At 71.6% G+C, this 14,334-nt stretch carries 14 protein-coding genes and 1 pseudogene; 6 read left to right on the top strand and 9 right to left on the bottom strand.

The window, feature by feature from the left end:
* Positions 1–55: 55 nt before the first annotated feature.
* The 3 genes from ACGFZ2_RS04000 to ACGFZ2_RS03990 form a co-directional block, all read right to left on the bottom strand.
* A complete protein-coding gene (locus ACGFZ2_RS04000) occupies positions 56–1,198 on the bottom strand; it encodes an acyl-CoA dehydrogenase family protein (protein ID WP_393261991.1) in 1,143 nt (380 codons plus the stop codon).
* A complete protein-coding gene (locus tag ACGFZ2_RS03995) occupies positions 1,195–2,310 on the bottom strand; it encodes a M24 family metallopeptidase (protein WP_393449921.1) in 1,116 nt (371 codons plus the stop codon). Before ACGFZ2_RS03995 ends, ACGFZ2_RS04000 begins: the two co-directional genes overlap by 4 nt.
* A gap of 120 nt (positions 2,311–2,430) precedes the next feature.
* Positions 2,431–3,312 carry a winged helix-turn-helix transcriptional regulator gene (locus tag ACGFZ2_RS03990; RefSeq protein WP_393449918.1) on the bottom strand — a complete coding sequence of 294 codons (882 nt, stop codon included), beginning with the start codon at positions 3,310–3,312 and terminating at the stop codon, positions 2,431–2,433.
* 84 nt (positions 3,313–3,396) lie between these two features.
* Here ACGFZ2_RS03990 and ACGFZ2_RS03985 point away from each other — a divergent pair, with 84 nt between their 5' ends.
* A complete protein-coding gene (locus tag ACGFZ2_RS03985; RefSeq protein ID WP_393450249.1) occupies positions 3,397–4,665 on the top strand; it encodes an MFS transporter in 1,269 nt (422 codons plus the stop codon).
* 16 nt (positions 4,666–4,681) lie between these two features.
* Here the strand turns inward: ACGFZ2_RS03985 and ACGFZ2_RS03980 are convergent, their stop codons facing one another.
* Positions 4,682–5,770 (bottom strand): DUF4037 domain-containing protein, encoded by a 1,089-nt coding sequence (locus tag ACGFZ2_RS03980; RefSeq protein ID WP_393449915.1) that lies wholly within the window; start codon positions 5,768–5,770, stop codon positions 4,682–4,684.
* A gap of 116 nt (positions 5,771–5,886) precedes the next feature.
* Between ACGFZ2_RS03980 and ACGFZ2_RS03975 the strand changes: the two genes are divergently transcribed.
* The 3 genes from ACGFZ2_RS03975 (at position 5,887) to ACGFZ2_RS03965 (ending at position 8,131) form a co-directional block, all read left to right on the top strand.
* Positions 5,887–6,114 (top strand): hypothetical protein, encoded by a 228-nt coding sequence (locus ACGFZ2_RS03975; protein WP_393262002.1) that lies wholly within the window; start codon positions 5,887–5,889, stop codon positions 6,112–6,114.
* Positions 6,115–6,200: 86 nt separating this feature from the next.
* Positions 6,201–7,100, top strand: a complete 900-nt coding sequence (locus ACGFZ2_RS03970; RefSeq protein WP_393262611.1) for a 5'-3' exonuclease H3TH domain-containing protein — start codon at positions 6,201–6,203, stop codon at positions 7,098–7,100.
* Between the two features lie 359 nt (positions 7,101–7,459).
* Positions 7,460–8,131 (top strand): hypothetical protein, encoded by a 672-nt coding sequence (locus ACGFZ2_RS03965; RefSeq protein WP_393449912.1) that lies wholly within the window; start codon positions 7,460–7,462, stop codon positions 8,129–8,131.
* A 239-nt stretch (positions 8,132–8,370) separates the two neighbouring features.
* Here the strand turns inward: ACGFZ2_RS03965 and ACGFZ2_RS03960 are convergent, their stop codons facing one another.
* Positions 8,371–8,703 carry a hypothetical protein gene (locus tag ACGFZ2_RS03960; RefSeq protein WP_393262007.1) on the bottom strand — a complete coding sequence of 111 codons (333 nt, stop codon included), beginning with the start codon at positions 8,701–8,703 and terminating at the stop codon, positions 8,371–8,373.
* A gap of 215 nt (positions 8,704–8,918) precedes the next feature.
* Here ACGFZ2_RS03960 and ACGFZ2_RS03955 point away from each other — a divergent pair, with 215 nt between their 5' ends.
* Positions 8,919–9,260 (top strand): hypothetical protein, encoded by a 342-nt coding sequence (locus tag ACGFZ2_RS03955; protein ID WP_393449909.1) that lies wholly within the window; start codon positions 8,919–8,921, stop codon positions 9,258–9,260.
* 589 nt (positions 9,261–9,849) lie between these two features.
* Here the strand turns inward: ACGFZ2_RS03955 and ACGFZ2_RS03950 are convergent.
* From ACGFZ2_RS03950 to ACGFZ2_RS03935, 4 genes and pseudogenes are all read right to left on the bottom strand, one after another.
* Positions 9,850–10,335 carry an NUDIX hydrolase gene (locus tag ACGFZ2_RS03950; protein WP_393449906.1) on the bottom strand — a complete coding sequence of 162 codons (486 nt, stop codon included), beginning with the start codon at positions 10,333–10,335 and terminating at the stop codon, positions 9,850–9,852.
* Positions 10,336–10,429: 94 nt separating this feature from the next.
* Positions 10,430–10,936: a GNAT family N-acetyltransferase gene (locus ACGFZ2_RS03945; RefSeq protein ID WP_393450246.1), complete on the bottom strand. Its 507-nt coding sequence runs from the start codon at positions 10,934–10,936 to the stop codon at positions 10,430–10,432.
* A 95-nt stretch (positions 10,937–11,031) separates the two neighbouring features.
* Positions 11,032–11,475 (bottom strand): annotated as a pseudogene (locus ACGFZ2_RS03940) (tyrosine-type recombinase/integrase); the annotation flags it as partial.
* A gap of 76 nt (positions 11,476–11,551) precedes the next feature.
* Positions 11,552–11,914: a site-specific integrase gene (locus ACGFZ2_RS03935; protein WP_393449903.1), complete on the bottom strand. Its 363-nt coding sequence runs from the start codon at positions 11,912–11,914 to the stop codon at positions 11,552–11,554.
* Positions 11,915–12,317: 403 nt separating this feature from the next.
* On the opposite strand from ACGFZ2_RS03935, the gene ACGFZ2_RS03930 reads away from it, so the two are divergent.
* Positions 12,318–14,327 carry a hypothetical protein gene (locus tag ACGFZ2_RS03930; protein ID WP_393450243.1) on the top strand — a complete coding sequence of 670 codons (2,010 nt, stop codon included), beginning with the start codon at positions 12,318–12,320 and terminating at the stop codon, positions 14,325–14,327.
* The last annotated feature ends 7 nt before the right edge of the window (positions 14,328–14,334 follow it).

Here is a 14,334-nt window from a genome sequence, read left to right as displayed (position 1 = left end):
GCGCCCCCGCCGGCACGACGCGGCGTACGCGTCGTGCCGGCCCGTCGGGGCACCGTCAGCCCTTCGCGAGCGCCCGGGAGATGACCAGCCGTTGGATCTGGTTGGTGCCCTCGACGATCTGCAGCACCTTGGCCTCACGCATGTAGCGCTCCACCGGGTGGTCGGTCACGTAGCCGGCGCCGCCGAGCACCTGCACCGCGTCGGTGGTGACCCGCATCGCCACGTCGGTGGCGAACAGCTTCGCCTTCGCCGCCTCGATCGAGTACGGCCGGCCGGCGTCGCGCAGCCGGGCCGCGGAGAGCATCAGCGCCCGGGCGGCGGAGATCTGGGTGGCCAGGTCGGCGAGGGTGAAGCCCAGCCCCTGGAAGTCGATGATCGCCCGACCGAACTGCTGCCGTTCCTTCGCGTAGCCCACCGCGTAGTCCAGTGCCGCCTGGGCCAGCCCCACCGCGCAGGCGGCGATGCCGAGACGCCCCGAGTCCAGGGCGGACATGGCGATGGTGAAGCCCATCCCCTCCCCGCCGATGAGCCGCTCGGTCGGCACCCGGGCGTCGTCGAAGGCGACCTGTGCCACCGGCGAGGCGTGCAGGCCCATCGTCCGCTCGGCGGCCTGCGGGGCGATGCCCGGCGTGCCCCGGTCGGCCAGCAGGCAGGAGATGCCCTTCGGGCCGGGCCCGCCGGTGCGGCAGAAGATGTTGTAGAAGTCCGCGACCCGGGCGTGGGTGATCCACGCCTTGGTGCCGGTGACCACGTAGGAATCGCCGTCCCGCACGGCCTTCGTGGTCAGGCTGGCCGCGTCCGACCCGCCCTGCGGCTCCGAGAGGCAGTACGCCCCGAGCAGTTCCCCGCCGACCATGTCCGGCAGCAGCTTGCGCTGCTCGTCGGTGCCGAACTGGGCGAGCGGGTAGCAGGACAGGGTGTGCACGCTGACCGCCTCGGCGACCGCGAGCCAGCGGCTGGCCAGGATCTCCAGCACCTGCAGGTAGACCTCGTACGGCTGGGCGGCGCCGCCGTGCTCCTCGGCGTACGGCAGGCCGAGCAGGCCCGCCCGGCCGAGGGTGCGCAGCACCTCGCGGGGGAACTCGGCGCGCTCCTCGAACCCGGCCGCCTTCGGGGCGAGCTCCCGGTCGGCGAGTTCGGTGGCGAGGTCGAGCAGGTCGTGGGCCTCGTCGGTGGGGAGGATCCGGTCGACAGTCATAGCGCGATGAGCTCCGTGGGGGTGGTGTTGAGCCGTTGCACGCCGTCCGTGGTGCAGACGACGATGTCCTCGATGCGGGCGCCGTGCCGGCCCGCCAGGTAGATGCCCGGTTCGACGGAGAACGCCATCCCCGCCTCCAGCGGGCGGGCGTTGCCGGCCACCACGTACGGCTCCTCGTGGCCGTCCAGACCGATGCCGTGGCCGGTGCGGTGCAGGAACGCCGCGCCGTGGCCGGCGGCGGCGATCGGCTCCCGCGCGGCGGCGTCGACGGCCTCGGCGGTCACTCCGGGGCGGACCGCGGCCACCGCCGCCGCCTGGGCGGCACGCAGCACCTCGTAGTACTCGGCGAACTCGGCCGGCGGCGGACCGCCGGCGACGTAGGTGCGGGTGCAGTCGGAGCGGTAGCCCGAGGGCATGGTGCCGCCGATGTCCACCACCACCGGCTCGCCGGCGCCGATCGGCCGGTCGGAGGTGCCGTGGTGCGGGCTGGCGCCGTTCGGGCCGGCGGCGACGATCACGAAGTCGACGGTGACGTGGCCGGCGGCCCGGATCGCCGCGCCGATGTCTGCGGCGACCTCCGTCTCGGTGCGCCCCGGCCGCAGCCACTCCCCCATCCGGTCGTGCACCGCGTCGATCGCCGCGCCCGCCTCGGCCAGCGCCGCCACCTCCGCCGGGGACTTGCGGATGCGCAGCTCGCGCAGCGCCTCGGAGGCCAGCCGCTGGGTGGCGCCGGGCAGCGTGGCGCGCAGGGCGAGAAGCTGCTCGGCCCACATCCGGTCGGCCAGCCCGACCGCCGCCACCGGCCCGCCGAGGGCGGCGGTGACGAGAGGGTACGGGTCCGTGCCGTCGGCGTGGTCGACGATCCGCACGCCGGTGGCCGGGGCCGGGGACGCCTCGGCGGCCGGCCGCTCCAGGGCGGGCACGACCAGCGTCGGCTCGCCCTCGGCGGGCAGCACCAGGCAGGTCAGGCGCTCGCCGGCGTGCGCGTCGTAGCCGGTCAGGTAGCGCAGGTCTGAGCCGGGGGTGAGCAGCAGCGCGTCCAGCCCGGCGGCGGCGGTGGCGCGCTGCGCGGCGGCCAGCCGCTGCGGCGGGTACAGCTTCTCGGATCCCACACCGGTCAGCTTAACGGTCGTTCGGGCGCCGACCCAGCCCACCCGACGCTCCGGCGGGCGCTCCCGGACGAGGCGCGGGCGGCGGCCCGGCGCGCCGACGGGCGCTGCCCGGCCGGACGCTCAGAGGGCGGCCCGGCGGCGGACGAGGGCGAGCATCTCGTCGACGGAGCCGGCGGGGTCGGTCACCGGGAACTGCACCGCGCGGACGACGGCGTCGGAGCCGACCAGCAGGGTCAGGCGCTTGAACCGCTCGACGCCGCCGGCGCGGAAGGTGGGCAGCGACAGGCCCGCCGCGAGCCGGCCGTCCTGGTCGGACAGCAGCGGGAAGGGCAGCTCGGCGTGCGCCACGAAGTCGGCGAGCTGGTCGGGCCGCTGGGTGCTCACTCCGAGGACCCGCGCGCCGGCGGCCCGGAAGTCCGCGTGCCGGGCGGCGTAGCTGGTGGACTCCAACGTGCAGCCGGCCACGCCGGGGATCTCCCCCCAGCCCGGCGGAAGGGCCCGTGCCCCGGGCGCGAACGCCCCGGGGAAGAAGTAGAGCACGTTCCAGCCCCGCGCGTCGGCCGGCGCGACCGGCCGGCCGTCGTGCCCGGGCAGGACGACGTCGGGCAGCCGCCGGCCGACCAGGTCGTGCACGCGGCGCGCCTCGGCGGAGGCGGCGTCGGCGGTCGCGGTGAGGTCGCCGTCGCCCATCACGTACCGGGTGCCCCAGTCCTGCAGGGCGATGAGCACCGGCAGCAGGCCCTCGCCCTTGGCGGTGAGCAGGTAGTCGAAGCGGGGCGGGTGCGCGGAGTAGGGCCGTCGCTCCAGCACGCCGTGCGTGACGAGCCCGGCCAGGCGTTCGGTCAGCGCCCGGCGACTGACGCCCAGCTCGCGGTGGAGCGCGTCGAAGCGGGTCGTCCCGCCGGCGACCTCGCGCACGATGAGGAACGTCCACCAGTCGCCGAGGACGCCCAGCGCCTGCGCGATGCCGCAGTCCGCGTCCGCCAGGTCGGCCCGCCGCACATCCCACCCCCGCCCGCTCCGTCGCCCTCGACTATAGTCCGTTTCAAATTGGAACTCACTGGCTCGCGGACGGGGGCGGACGACATGGGCGTCGGGCATGCAGCCGGGGTGTTCTGGCGGTGGTGGGCCGCCGGCACGACCAGCGCGGTCGGGTCGGCGGTCGGCGCCGTGGCGCTGCCGTTGACCGCGCTGACGGTGCTCGACGCCACCGCGTTCGAGATGGGCCTCATCGCGGCGGCCAGCTACGTCGCCTGGCTCGTGATCGGGCTGCCGGCCGGCGTCGTCACGCAGCGGCTGCCGCTGCGCGGGACGCAGGTGGGCGCCGACCTGGCCCGCGCGCTGGCCGTCGCGTCGGTGCCGGTCGCGTGGTGGTCCGACCGGTTGACCGTCGCCCACCTGGTGGTCACCGCGCTGGTGGTCAGCTTCGCCACGGTGCTCTTCGACGTGGCCAACTCGACCTTCCTGCCGAGCATCGTCGACCGGGACCAACTACAGTCCCGCAACAGCCTGACCTCCGCCACGCACGCCACCACCCAGCTCGGCGGGCCGCCGCTCGGCGGCCTCGCGGTGCAGGCGCTCGGCGCGGTGCCGACCCTGCTCGTCGACGCCGCCGGCTATCTCGTCTCGGCGGCCCTGCTCCGTTCCCTGCCCGCCCGCCGCGTCGACGCGCCGGACCGCTGGCCGCCGGTCGGGGAGATGATCCGCGAGGGCTGGCGCTTCGTGGCGTACCACCCGGTGATGGGCCCCGGCATGTGGGCCGCGACGGCGGTGAACTTCGTCTGCGGGGCGCAGCTCGCGCTCTACCCGCTGCACCTGGTGCGCGAGCTGCACGCCCCGGCGGGTCTGGTCGGCCTGCTGCTCGCCGTCGAGGGCATCGGATCGCTCGTGGGGGCCGCGCTGACGTCCCGGATCACCGCCCGGATCGGGACCGCCCGGGCCCTGGTCGTCGCCGGCTTCGTGTCGGTCGGCGGGGCGTTCGTCGTCCCCTGGGGCACCGGCTGGCCGGCGTACGTCGCCTTCGCGGTCGGCAACGTCGTCTTCGCGGCCGGCGTCGTGGTGCTCAGCGTGACCACCCGGACCTACCGGCAGATCGCCAGCCCGCCCGAGCTGCTCTCCCGGGTGATGGCGACCGTCCGGTTCGTCTCCTGGGGAGCCATCCCGGTTGGCGGCCTGCTCGCGGGCGCCCTCGCCGGCGTCGCCGGGACCCGCGCCACCCTGCTGGTCTTCGCGTTCGCGGCGGCCTGCGCGCCCCTGGCGCTGCTGCTGTCCCCCGTCCGGCGCCTGCGCGACCTCACCGACTACGACCGGGCGGCCGACGACCGCCGGGCGAGCCCCGCACCGGCGGGCCGCTGACGGCCCGACCCCGCGCTCAGCCCGACCCGTCCGGCACGACGGGCAGCGCGCCGGCCAGCCGGCGGGCCCGGTCGGCGTGGGTCAGCAGGTCCACGCTGTCGACGAACTGGTCGACCGCACCGACCGGCGGCCGCCCGCGCAGGGCCGGGTCGGTGACGGCGGCGTGCAGCGCGGCGGCGACCCGGCCGGCGTCCAGGACCAGGAAGGGCCGGCGGTGGAAGGGGCGCGGCCGGGCGCCCACCGGCGCCGCCAGCCCGGTGTCGTCGGTCCAGGCCGCGACGGCCTCCAGCGCCCGGACCAGCCCGTCCTCCCGGCGCGGCCAGTCGCCCGGGCCCAGCGCGTCGGCCAAGGCCGCGACCACGGGCCCCGCGCCGGGCAGCCGGCCGAACACCGTGCCCAGCCACTTGTCGTACGGCGGCCAGCGGCGGCGCAGCAGCAGGCCGAGCCGCATCACGTCCCGGGCCAGCCCGGCGGTGACCATCCGGCTGCCGACGTCGTCGCCGACCTCGGCACAGCGGCCGGGCAGGTGTTCCGCCTGGGCGACGCGGGTCCACCCGGCGGCGAGCACGTACCGCCACACGTCGTCCGGGTACCACCGCAGCGCCGCCCGCGCCCCGGTGAGCGCCCCGTCGAGGCCGTCGTGGAAGACCTCGCCGCCGGTCACCTCGGCCAGCCGCTGGGTCGGGATGGCCAGCCAGTCGGCTGTGGTGACCCCGGCGGCCGGGTCGAAGCCGAGCCGGTCGCGCCACCAGCCGACCAGCTCGTCGATCTTCACCCCGTGCCGGACGCCCGCCGGGTCGACCACGCCGAGGCGGCCGTGGCCGGCGAACCGGGTCGGCCAGCCGAGGAAGTCGGCCGGCAGGTCGGCGTCCAGCGCGGCGTGCAGCCGCGGGATCCGCCACGCGTCGGCAGCCGCCACGAAGAGCTGCGCCCGCGGCCCCCAGTCGTGGTCCGTGGAACGCGCGGTGTCCAGCCCGAGCAGCTCCGAGCCGCCGTCGAGCAGGCCGGCCGCGTAGCGCAGGCCGGGAAGGCGCCGGCGCAGGATCGGCGCGAGCACCTCGTCGTGGAACCGTCGGCCGAGCGTCAGGCCGGGAACGAACGTCACACCGGCCAGTCTGCGCCCCTCGTCGGGGCGCTCGCAGCACGGTTCCGGCACGACCGGCCGGTCGCGCCGATAGCCTGGAGCCGCGAGCGCCTCGCCGGCGGAGAGGAGCGACAGCCGTGGCACCGAACGACCCGGCCCGCGCCGCGGCGCGCCGCCGCCGCCTGCTCTGGTCCGGGATCCTCGCGGTCGCCGGCCTGGTGCTGCTGATCGTCGGCCTGACGATCGCCGACGGTACGGCGGCCTGGATCGAGGTGGCGCTCGCGGTCGCCCTGCTGGTCACGAGCTACGCGGTGCAGTACCTGGCCCGCCGCGAGACGCTCTACTCCGGCGACGAGCGCCCCTGACCGCCGGGCTGTCCCCGCCGTGCCGTACCCCCCGAACGTCGGTGCGGTGTGCCAGGCTGTCGGGCGTGGCACAGCGACCCCCGATCATGCTCATCGACGCGCCCAGCCTCTACTTCCGGGCCTTCTTCGGCATCCCCGAGTCCGCGGCCCGCGCCGCCGACGGCAGCCCGGTCAACGCGGTGCGCGGCTTCCTCGACATGCTGGCGGCCCTGATCCGCACCCGCCGGCCCGACCGGATGGTCTGCGCCATGGACCACGACTGGCGACCCGAGTGGCGCGTCGCGCTGCTGCCGTCGTACAAGGCGCACCGGCTGGCTCCCGAGGGCGGCGAGGTGGTGCCCGACACGCTCAGCCCACAGGTGCCGCTGATCCTGGAGGTGCTCGACGCCGTCGGCATCACCCACGTCGGCGCGGCCGGCTACGAGGCCGACGACGTGCTCGGCACCCTGTCGGTGACCCAGCCGGCGCCGGTCGAGGTGGTCTCCGGCGACCGGGACCTGTTCCAGCTCGTCGACGACGCCCGCCCGGTGCGACTGCTCTACGTCGGGCGGGGCGTGGCCAAGTTGGAGGACTGCGACGACGCCGCCGTGCGGTCCCGCTACGGGGTTCCGGCCGCCCGGTATGCCGACTTCGCCGCCCTGCGCGGAGACCCGAGCGACGGGCTGCCCGGGGTGCCTGGCGTGGGCGAGAAGACGGCCGCCCGGCTCGTGGAACGCTACGGCGACATCGCGGGCATCCTGGCCGCCCTGGACGAGCCGGGTTCCGGCTTCGCCCCCGGGCTGCGCACCAAGCTCGCCGCCGCGCGGGACTACCTGGCCGTGGCGCCGAAGGTGGTCCGGGTCGCCCTCGACGTGCCGCTGCCCGAGCTGGCCACCGCGCTGCCCAGCGCCCCGGCCAACCCGGACCGGCTGCTGGAGCTGGCCGGCGAGTGGAACCTGGCCGGCTCGGCACGCCGTCTGGTCGACGCCCTCGCCCAGCGCGCCTGACCTCGTCCGCGAGGGTCGGGGTCTCCACGCCGGGGATGTACGCCTCAGCAGGCGTTCGTTCATCGCCATCTCGGTGTTGACCATCCCCGGATTGACGGGGTTCACCCGGATGTCCTCAGTTCGTTCGCGAGGGTGGCGACAGCCGCGGCGGCGCTTGCCGAGAGAGGGCCTACGGATCGGCCACCACCTCGATGCGCTCACGCGTCACCGAGCCGATCAGGACCACCGCCAAGGCCGATCGGAAACGGCGGTCGGTGCGACCGTTGCCGGCGCCCCCGGTGTCGCCAATCCGTCGGTGTCTATGCGGCGTGCGGCACGTAGCGTCGTGGCAACCGATCGGATGCGTGGAAGGGGTTCTCGTGACTGAGCTCACCGCACCGCAGCTCGTGGTGAACAGCCGGATGATCTATTTCGGTTGGGTTCCGGCCGACCCCGACGCGGTTGCCGCGTTGGTGCCGGAGGGCCTCAAGCCCGCCCCGAACCGGCAGGTCTTCATGAACCAGTACGTCGTTGACGACGCCGCGCAGACGTCCGGCTTCGGCGCATACTCGCTGACGTATCTCGGTCCGGACCTGTCTGGAGTCGACGCCCCGGACGGGGTGACCCCCGGCCGCTGGTGGACGCACTACTTCAACTCCAGCCCGGTGGTACGCGACTACGCCGCCGCCCGGGGCGCGCCGGCGAGCGCGGGCACCACCACGATCGAGGTGAGGGGGCACCGGCTGGTCGCCACCACGGAGGCGGACGGCGTACCGGTGATCCGCACGACGGCCCGGGTCGGCCGCACCGGTGATGCCGTGAACCGGGGACAGCTCCGCTACCTCACTCAACTCGGCGGCAGGCTGGTGAGCGGGAACTACCCCTTCGTGGCGGAGCCGGTCGACCCCTTCGAGATCGAGTCGGTGGAGTTCCTGGCACCCGGCCACTCGGTCTACGCCCTGCGCCCCGCTGAGCCGCTCGAAATCGTCTGGGGCTTCTATTCACCACGCTCGTCCTTCGCCTACCCTGGCGGTGAGTCGGCGCTCGACTGAGCGGGACCCGCGCTGCGACGGCGAGGGCCTGCGGATCGGCAGCCAGTGTGGCGGCGCCGGGTGGTCGAGGTGGTCCGACGTCACCTCCTCCAGCTCCGGCAACAAATCAGTGACCTGCCGAGCGCGATGATCAGCACCATGCCGTGGCCGAACCACCTCGCATCGGGTGTCATCATGGCCGCAAAGATCCTCGGTCACGTCGGAAACATCAGGCGTTCCCCGACATAGCGGCCACCGCACTAGCGGGCGGCCTTGTCACGGATGGATCGCGCGTGCTGAAAGGCACCCAGCAGGGCGGTGACGAGGCCAGCCACCAGCAGGATCCTTACCACGTTGAACAGCACCGCGTCGGCCGTGGAGTGGGGCGGGAAGATGTCCTTGACGAGCCAGCCGACGCCCACCCCCAGCCCCAGGCAGGCGTGCATCGTGGCCCGCAGGCGCGGGAAGGGCTGCGGGCGGCCGAAGATCCGGGGCACCGCCGTGCCGCCACGGCTCCTGGCGAGCAGCACGGCGGCGACGGCCAGGTTGGCCACGGCGGCCACGACGGCCAAGACCAGGTCCACGGATCCCATGGGGCCGCACGCTATCGTACGGATGCTCGCGGCTGGGATCAGCGGAAGTCGAACTCCTCGTGGTGGATCGACGTGGCCGGCACACCCATCCGACGGAAGGCGCGGGACAACGCCCGCGTCATGCGCGGCGGGCCAGCCGCCACCGCCGCGCGGACAGCTCGTCCATCAACCGGCATCTACATAACGAACCCGGGCGGTCATATTAGACTCCGCAGGTGGGTGTCGATGTTGAACTGATCCGAGTCGAACAGCAGGGCACGAGCCCGCGAAGACGTCGCGAGTCGCGGGTAGCACTGATCGGCGACGTTCAGTTTCGCCTCGCATCGGCGCTGGAGCGGGTCCAGCATCGCGGGAGGACGCCGATGCTGGACCGGATCGACCCGTACGGTCTGCTGGAACTCACGTCGGTCGAGATGCCTCAGTTCCTCAGCGAGTTGGATTTCCTTGCCGAGCGGGCAGAAGGTGCGGGCGAGGAGCAGATCCTGAGTGAGGTACGACGCGTGGCCGAAACATGTCGGGACAGCGAGGCCCTGTGCCTCCGCTTCCTCGGTGATTAGGATCGACATCGACCCAGGTCCGCCGTGCCGGCCAATGCCAGCCGAAGGCCGCCAGCAGGCCGAGTGTGGCGGATCTGCGCAGCGCAGATCCTAGAGGGATTTTCCGGCAGCGCCGGGCGTAGACCCTGTGCCATGACCTGCGCCGTTACGAGTCGCTCCCCCGGCACTGGTCATTGGCCTGGTCCGCGTTGCCGGCACGGTGTCCCGGTCCGCGACCTGTCGCACATGCTCGCCGACTGGCTGCTAGTTTGGCCGCTGCCCTGTCTCTCGCTGGGATCATTCGGGTTGCTGCGACAGGGATGGCTGGCTATGACGGACGAGATGGTCTCCACCGGGACGGCCATAACTGGCCCCACCCACGGGCTGACTGTCGCTGTTCCCGGTTAACGAACGTAGTCGGCGCTGGTGCTTACCGAGCGGCGATTGGCGCCGACCCGCGCGTTGTCTGCGGCAGATCCGGTAAACGACAGATCGAGAACGGTTCGGGAGGCGAACACGCTGTAGTCCGTCCGCGGGGCTCGTCGCCGCGGTCCAGCAAGGTCTCGGGGCATCTTGGTCATCAGCAGGACAGGGACGTGGCAAATGTCCTTCACCCGTTGGGGTAGGTGACAACCGGCTCCGCTTCCGGATCGGAATACGCCCAATGGGCGCCCGGCTGAGCCTGACGGGTGAGGACCGCAACTGACGGCTCCGACAGCGGCCGGTAGGGCAACTCATGAAGCAAGCGGCTTGCTTCTTCGACGGGGAACCAGCGGGCCTCCTGAACCAGACCATCTGGGTCGCGGACGTGCAGGGTCGGATCCACCACGTCGACGGTGAAGTTCCACACCCGGCTGACGGTGACTGCTCCGGTCACCGCCGCCGTGCCATGAAGAACGAGGTCCGCGGTTGCGACCACCAGACCTGTCTCCTCGGCCAACTCTCGACAGGCGCCCTCAAACGGCGTCTCGTGGTCCTCGATCCGCCCGCTCGGGATGTTCCAGTAGGGGCCGCCCCACCGTGGGTACTCCTCGTACACGAGAACGACTTTGTCGTCGTGATGTGCGAGAACGCCGGCGTACCGGGACCGACTCATGCTTGGCACGGGGGCCATTCAACCTCACCTCAGCACCGCGCACGGGCACGGGCACGGGCACGGGCACGTCACAGCTTTCACTATCTGCGGCATTTCAGTGCGTTCCACCGCACCAGTCCCTGGCGCTGATCGCGAACCGTCGGTAGTGGGTCGGCTGGCCGAGGAAAGTACCCTCGTCGCCTCTGCCGGTTTCGACCAGACCGAGGCGCTGAAGGATGCGGACGGAACGCCGGTTGGCATCCATGGCCTCAGCCCAGACCAGCTGCAGCCCTAGGTGGTCGAACGCGTAGTCGAGAGCTGCAGCCCCGGCGAGGCGCCCAAGCCCCCGACCCCAGCGACCTCGCTCGCCGATTACGAACCCCAGTTCACGTCGGTGGGGCTCGTCGCCGTGGAGATCGACATAGCCGACGAGGAGGCCTCCGTGGATCGCCCCCAGTCTGATCAGGCCGGGGGGAGGTGACTCGATGAGAGTCTGGTGAAAGCGCTGGCGCTCGGTGAAGGGCAGGTCGGCAGTCCAGTCAGCAGTTCGACAGAACTCGGGGTCTGCTGCCCACTCTGCGATCACATCGGCGTCCTGCAGTTCCAAGGGGCGCAGGGTCACGGGATCTTCTGATTCATCCACATCGCGGAGCCTAGGAGGACGCTGCCCATGCAGCCACCCAACTTCCGGTCATCGGCAGAGCCGTGAGCGGCTGATCATGTTCCAGAGGCCATGTAGGCAGCGAGGATGTAGTTGGGGTGCCGGTCGAGGTTCTTACGGGCGCGGTCGTAGCGCATGGTGGTTCGCGGATCGGCATGGCGGGCGGCGATCTGCACGTCACGCAGGCTGACGCCGGCGTCGAGCATGGTGGTCACGAAGGTGTGCCGCAGCATATGTGGGTGCATCCTCGGCATCCGGATCCCCGCCGTGTGGGCCAGGTGCTTGAGCCGGCGGGTGGCGGCATGCCGGTCCATCCGAACACCGAGGGTATTGCGCAGGATCGGCCCGCTGATGCGCTCGTCGACGGCCCGGTCGATGGCTCGGGCCACCGCGGGTGGCAGCGGGACGAGCACGACCTTGCCTCCCTTGCCGTGCACGCGTAGGACCCGGTGCCCGTGCTCCTCACCCAGGTCGGCGATGTTCGACCGCAGGCTTCGAAGATCCGCAGCCCGAGCAGACCCAGGAGCGCGACCAAGGCGAAGTCGTTCGGGTTGGCCGACAGCCGGGCGGTAGTGATCAGAGCCTCAAACTGCAGGTGACCCAGCCCAAGGGTCGGCGACTCAGACGGCACCGTGGCCGACGGACGTAGTCGGCCGGCGAGTGCTCCAGGATCGCGTCGATGACGCAGACCCGATAAAACCCGACCACGACCGACAGGCGCCGCGAGACCGTCGAAGCCTGGTACAGGCGTACGTCCTGCAGCCAGCGCACGTACCGCTCGACGTCCATCCGCGCCGCAGCCAGCGGGTCAAGGCCGCGCTCGGCGCACCAGCGCAGGAAGACCCGCAGGTCGGACTCGGTGTGGACGCGAGTCTGGCCACGGTAACGGCCGAGGAAGGCCGACACCGCGGCGCGCACAACGAGTTGATCGGCCAGCACGACAGGGGAAGCGGAAGCAGGAGAGATAGCCATACATCACCGTGCGTCACCACCTGCGATGAACACCAGCCCACCTGAAGCGGCATGAACGAGCACCTGATCGAGCGCGCGCTCGCACGGTCCCTCGGTGCGAGCCTGGCGTGCCTGAGAAGTTGTTCGACCACCCAGGCCTGTCGGTGCCCGGGAAGGCAACCACAGCGTGAGCCGGGATGTACTCAACGGCGCCACCGGCCAACTGGCGGAAACTGCTGACCGCCGGCCCGGCACCCCACCGCCGTACGGGCTCCGGTCGACTGACCGCCGGCCACCGGCGCCCGTCTGTGACCGCGCGGACAGCCGGAAACGCGTTTCTCCGATTGGCGTTCGCTGCGTAGGATCTCCGGCGATCAAGGGGGATGAAACGGTGGGTGATTTCCAGCAGTTCGTGACGGATGTGACTTCGCGTCTGTCCACGATGTCCAGGGGTGAGTTGTACGCCGTCGGCGACGGTCTCGACCGGGACTCACTCTGGCTCACCTTTCTCGATTCCTTCCCCGCCGGCACCAATCTGCGGTTCCGTGAGCGATCCGAGTACGACTGCTCGACCTGCCGCAGTTTCATCAAGCACTTCGGCAACGTCGTCGAGATCCACGACGGGCGGGTCCGTACCGTCTGGTCCGGGGTGTCGGCATCCGACCCGGTCTTCTCCGTCGTCGCCGCCGCTCTGGACGAGTTCGTTCTTTCGCTGCCGTTGTCCACCATCTTCCGGTCCACTCAGGCGCAGTACGGGACGAAGACCACCCGAACGCTGCGCGACGGCCAGGTCGAGGTGTGGCACCACCTGCACGGCCGGGTGGAGAAGCGGCATCGCATCGAGGACGTCGGCGCGGCACAGGGCAACTTTGACGCCGCGGTGCAGGTCTTCCAGCGTGGCCTGGCCGAGCTGACCCGGCACGCTCTGGACACCGTCGTCGACCTCGTCGACGACAACGCCCTCTACCGCGGCGCGGAGCATCGCCGGGCGGTGACCGAGTTCCGCTCGCTGCAGAACCGGTGGACCCAGGCGACCGACCGACGTGCCTTCGTCTTCGCCAACGCCATGAACCCGGCGGCCCGGTTCCGCAACACAGTGATCGGCACCCTCGTCCAGGACCTCTCCGCGGGCGTCGACCTGGAGCAGGCGGTCCGGTCGTTCGAGGCGAAGGTGGCGCCGCAGAATTACCAGCGCCCCACGGCGTTGATCACCCCGGGCATGGTCAAGGCCGCCATGAGGACCATTGCCGAGCTGGGTATCGAGGAGTCGTTGCAGCGACGGTTCGCCCGGCTGTCCGATGTGTCGGTCACCAACGTGCTGTGGGTCGACAACGACACCCAGGCACGGATGAAGGACGGCATCGAAGGGCTGCTCATGCAGGCGGCCACCACCCGGTCGTCAGGCGGGCTCCTTCGCGACGCCAAGCCGGAGGAGATCCCCGTGGTCTCCTTCATGAAGGACATCCTGCCCGGCGCCGCCACCATCGACCTGTGGGTCGCCAACACCTACGAGCCGCACCTCGTCAGCCTCACCACCGGCCGGCGCCCGGCTGCTCCGCGGTTGTTCAAGTGGGACAACGATTTCGGCTGGTCGTACGGCGGCAACGTCACCGACTCGATCAGGGAGAAGGTCAAGCGGGCCGGCGGCAACGTCACCGGCAAGCTGCGGGTGAGCCTGTCCTGGTTCAACCACGACGACCTAGACCTGCACGTGTACGAACCCAACGGCGACCACATCTGGTACCAGGAGAAGCGCAACAAGCTGGACGTCGACATGAACGCCGGCGGGACGCTCTCCCGCGAGCCGGTGGAGAACGTCACCTGGACCGACCGTGTCCCCGACGGTGAGTACCGGATCGAGGTGAACCAGTACCGCAAGCGGGACAGCACCCAGGTCGGCTTCGTGATCGAGACCGAGAGCAACGGGAAGATCGAGCATTACAGCCACGAGCGCGCGGTCAGCCACAAGGAGACCGTCGAGGTGGGCCGGATGACGGTTGCCGGCGGGGTGATCACCGCTTTCCGGCCGGGTAAGGACGTGCAGCCGGGCAGTGCGGGCAAGGAGTTGTGGGGCATCACCACCGAACAGTTCGTACCGGTGTCCACCATCATGTACTCGCCGAACTACTTCGACGACAACGAGGTCGGGAACCGGCACTACTTCTTCATCCTGAAGGGGTGCGTGAATGACCAGCCGACGCGGGGGATCTACAACGAGTTCCTCCGCAGCGACCTGCAACCGCACCGCAAGGTGTTCGAGGTTCTCGGCGACCGCACTAAGTGCGAGCCGTCTCCGGATCAGCTGTCCGGCCTCGGCTTCAGCTCCACGGTCCGCAGCTCTGTGGTCGCCAAGGTGACCACGACCGGCGGCCGGCGCCGCCTCATCAGCATCCAGTTCTGATTCCCTA

This window comes from Micromonospora sp. NPDC048063 (genome assembly GCF_043202855.1).
GTDB lineage: Bacteria > Actinomycetota > Actinomycetes > Mycobacteriales > Micromonosporaceae > Micromonospora.
The sequence above is the reverse complement of the archived record's forward strand: the minus strand, read 5'-3'. Positions and strand labels throughout refer to the sequence as shown.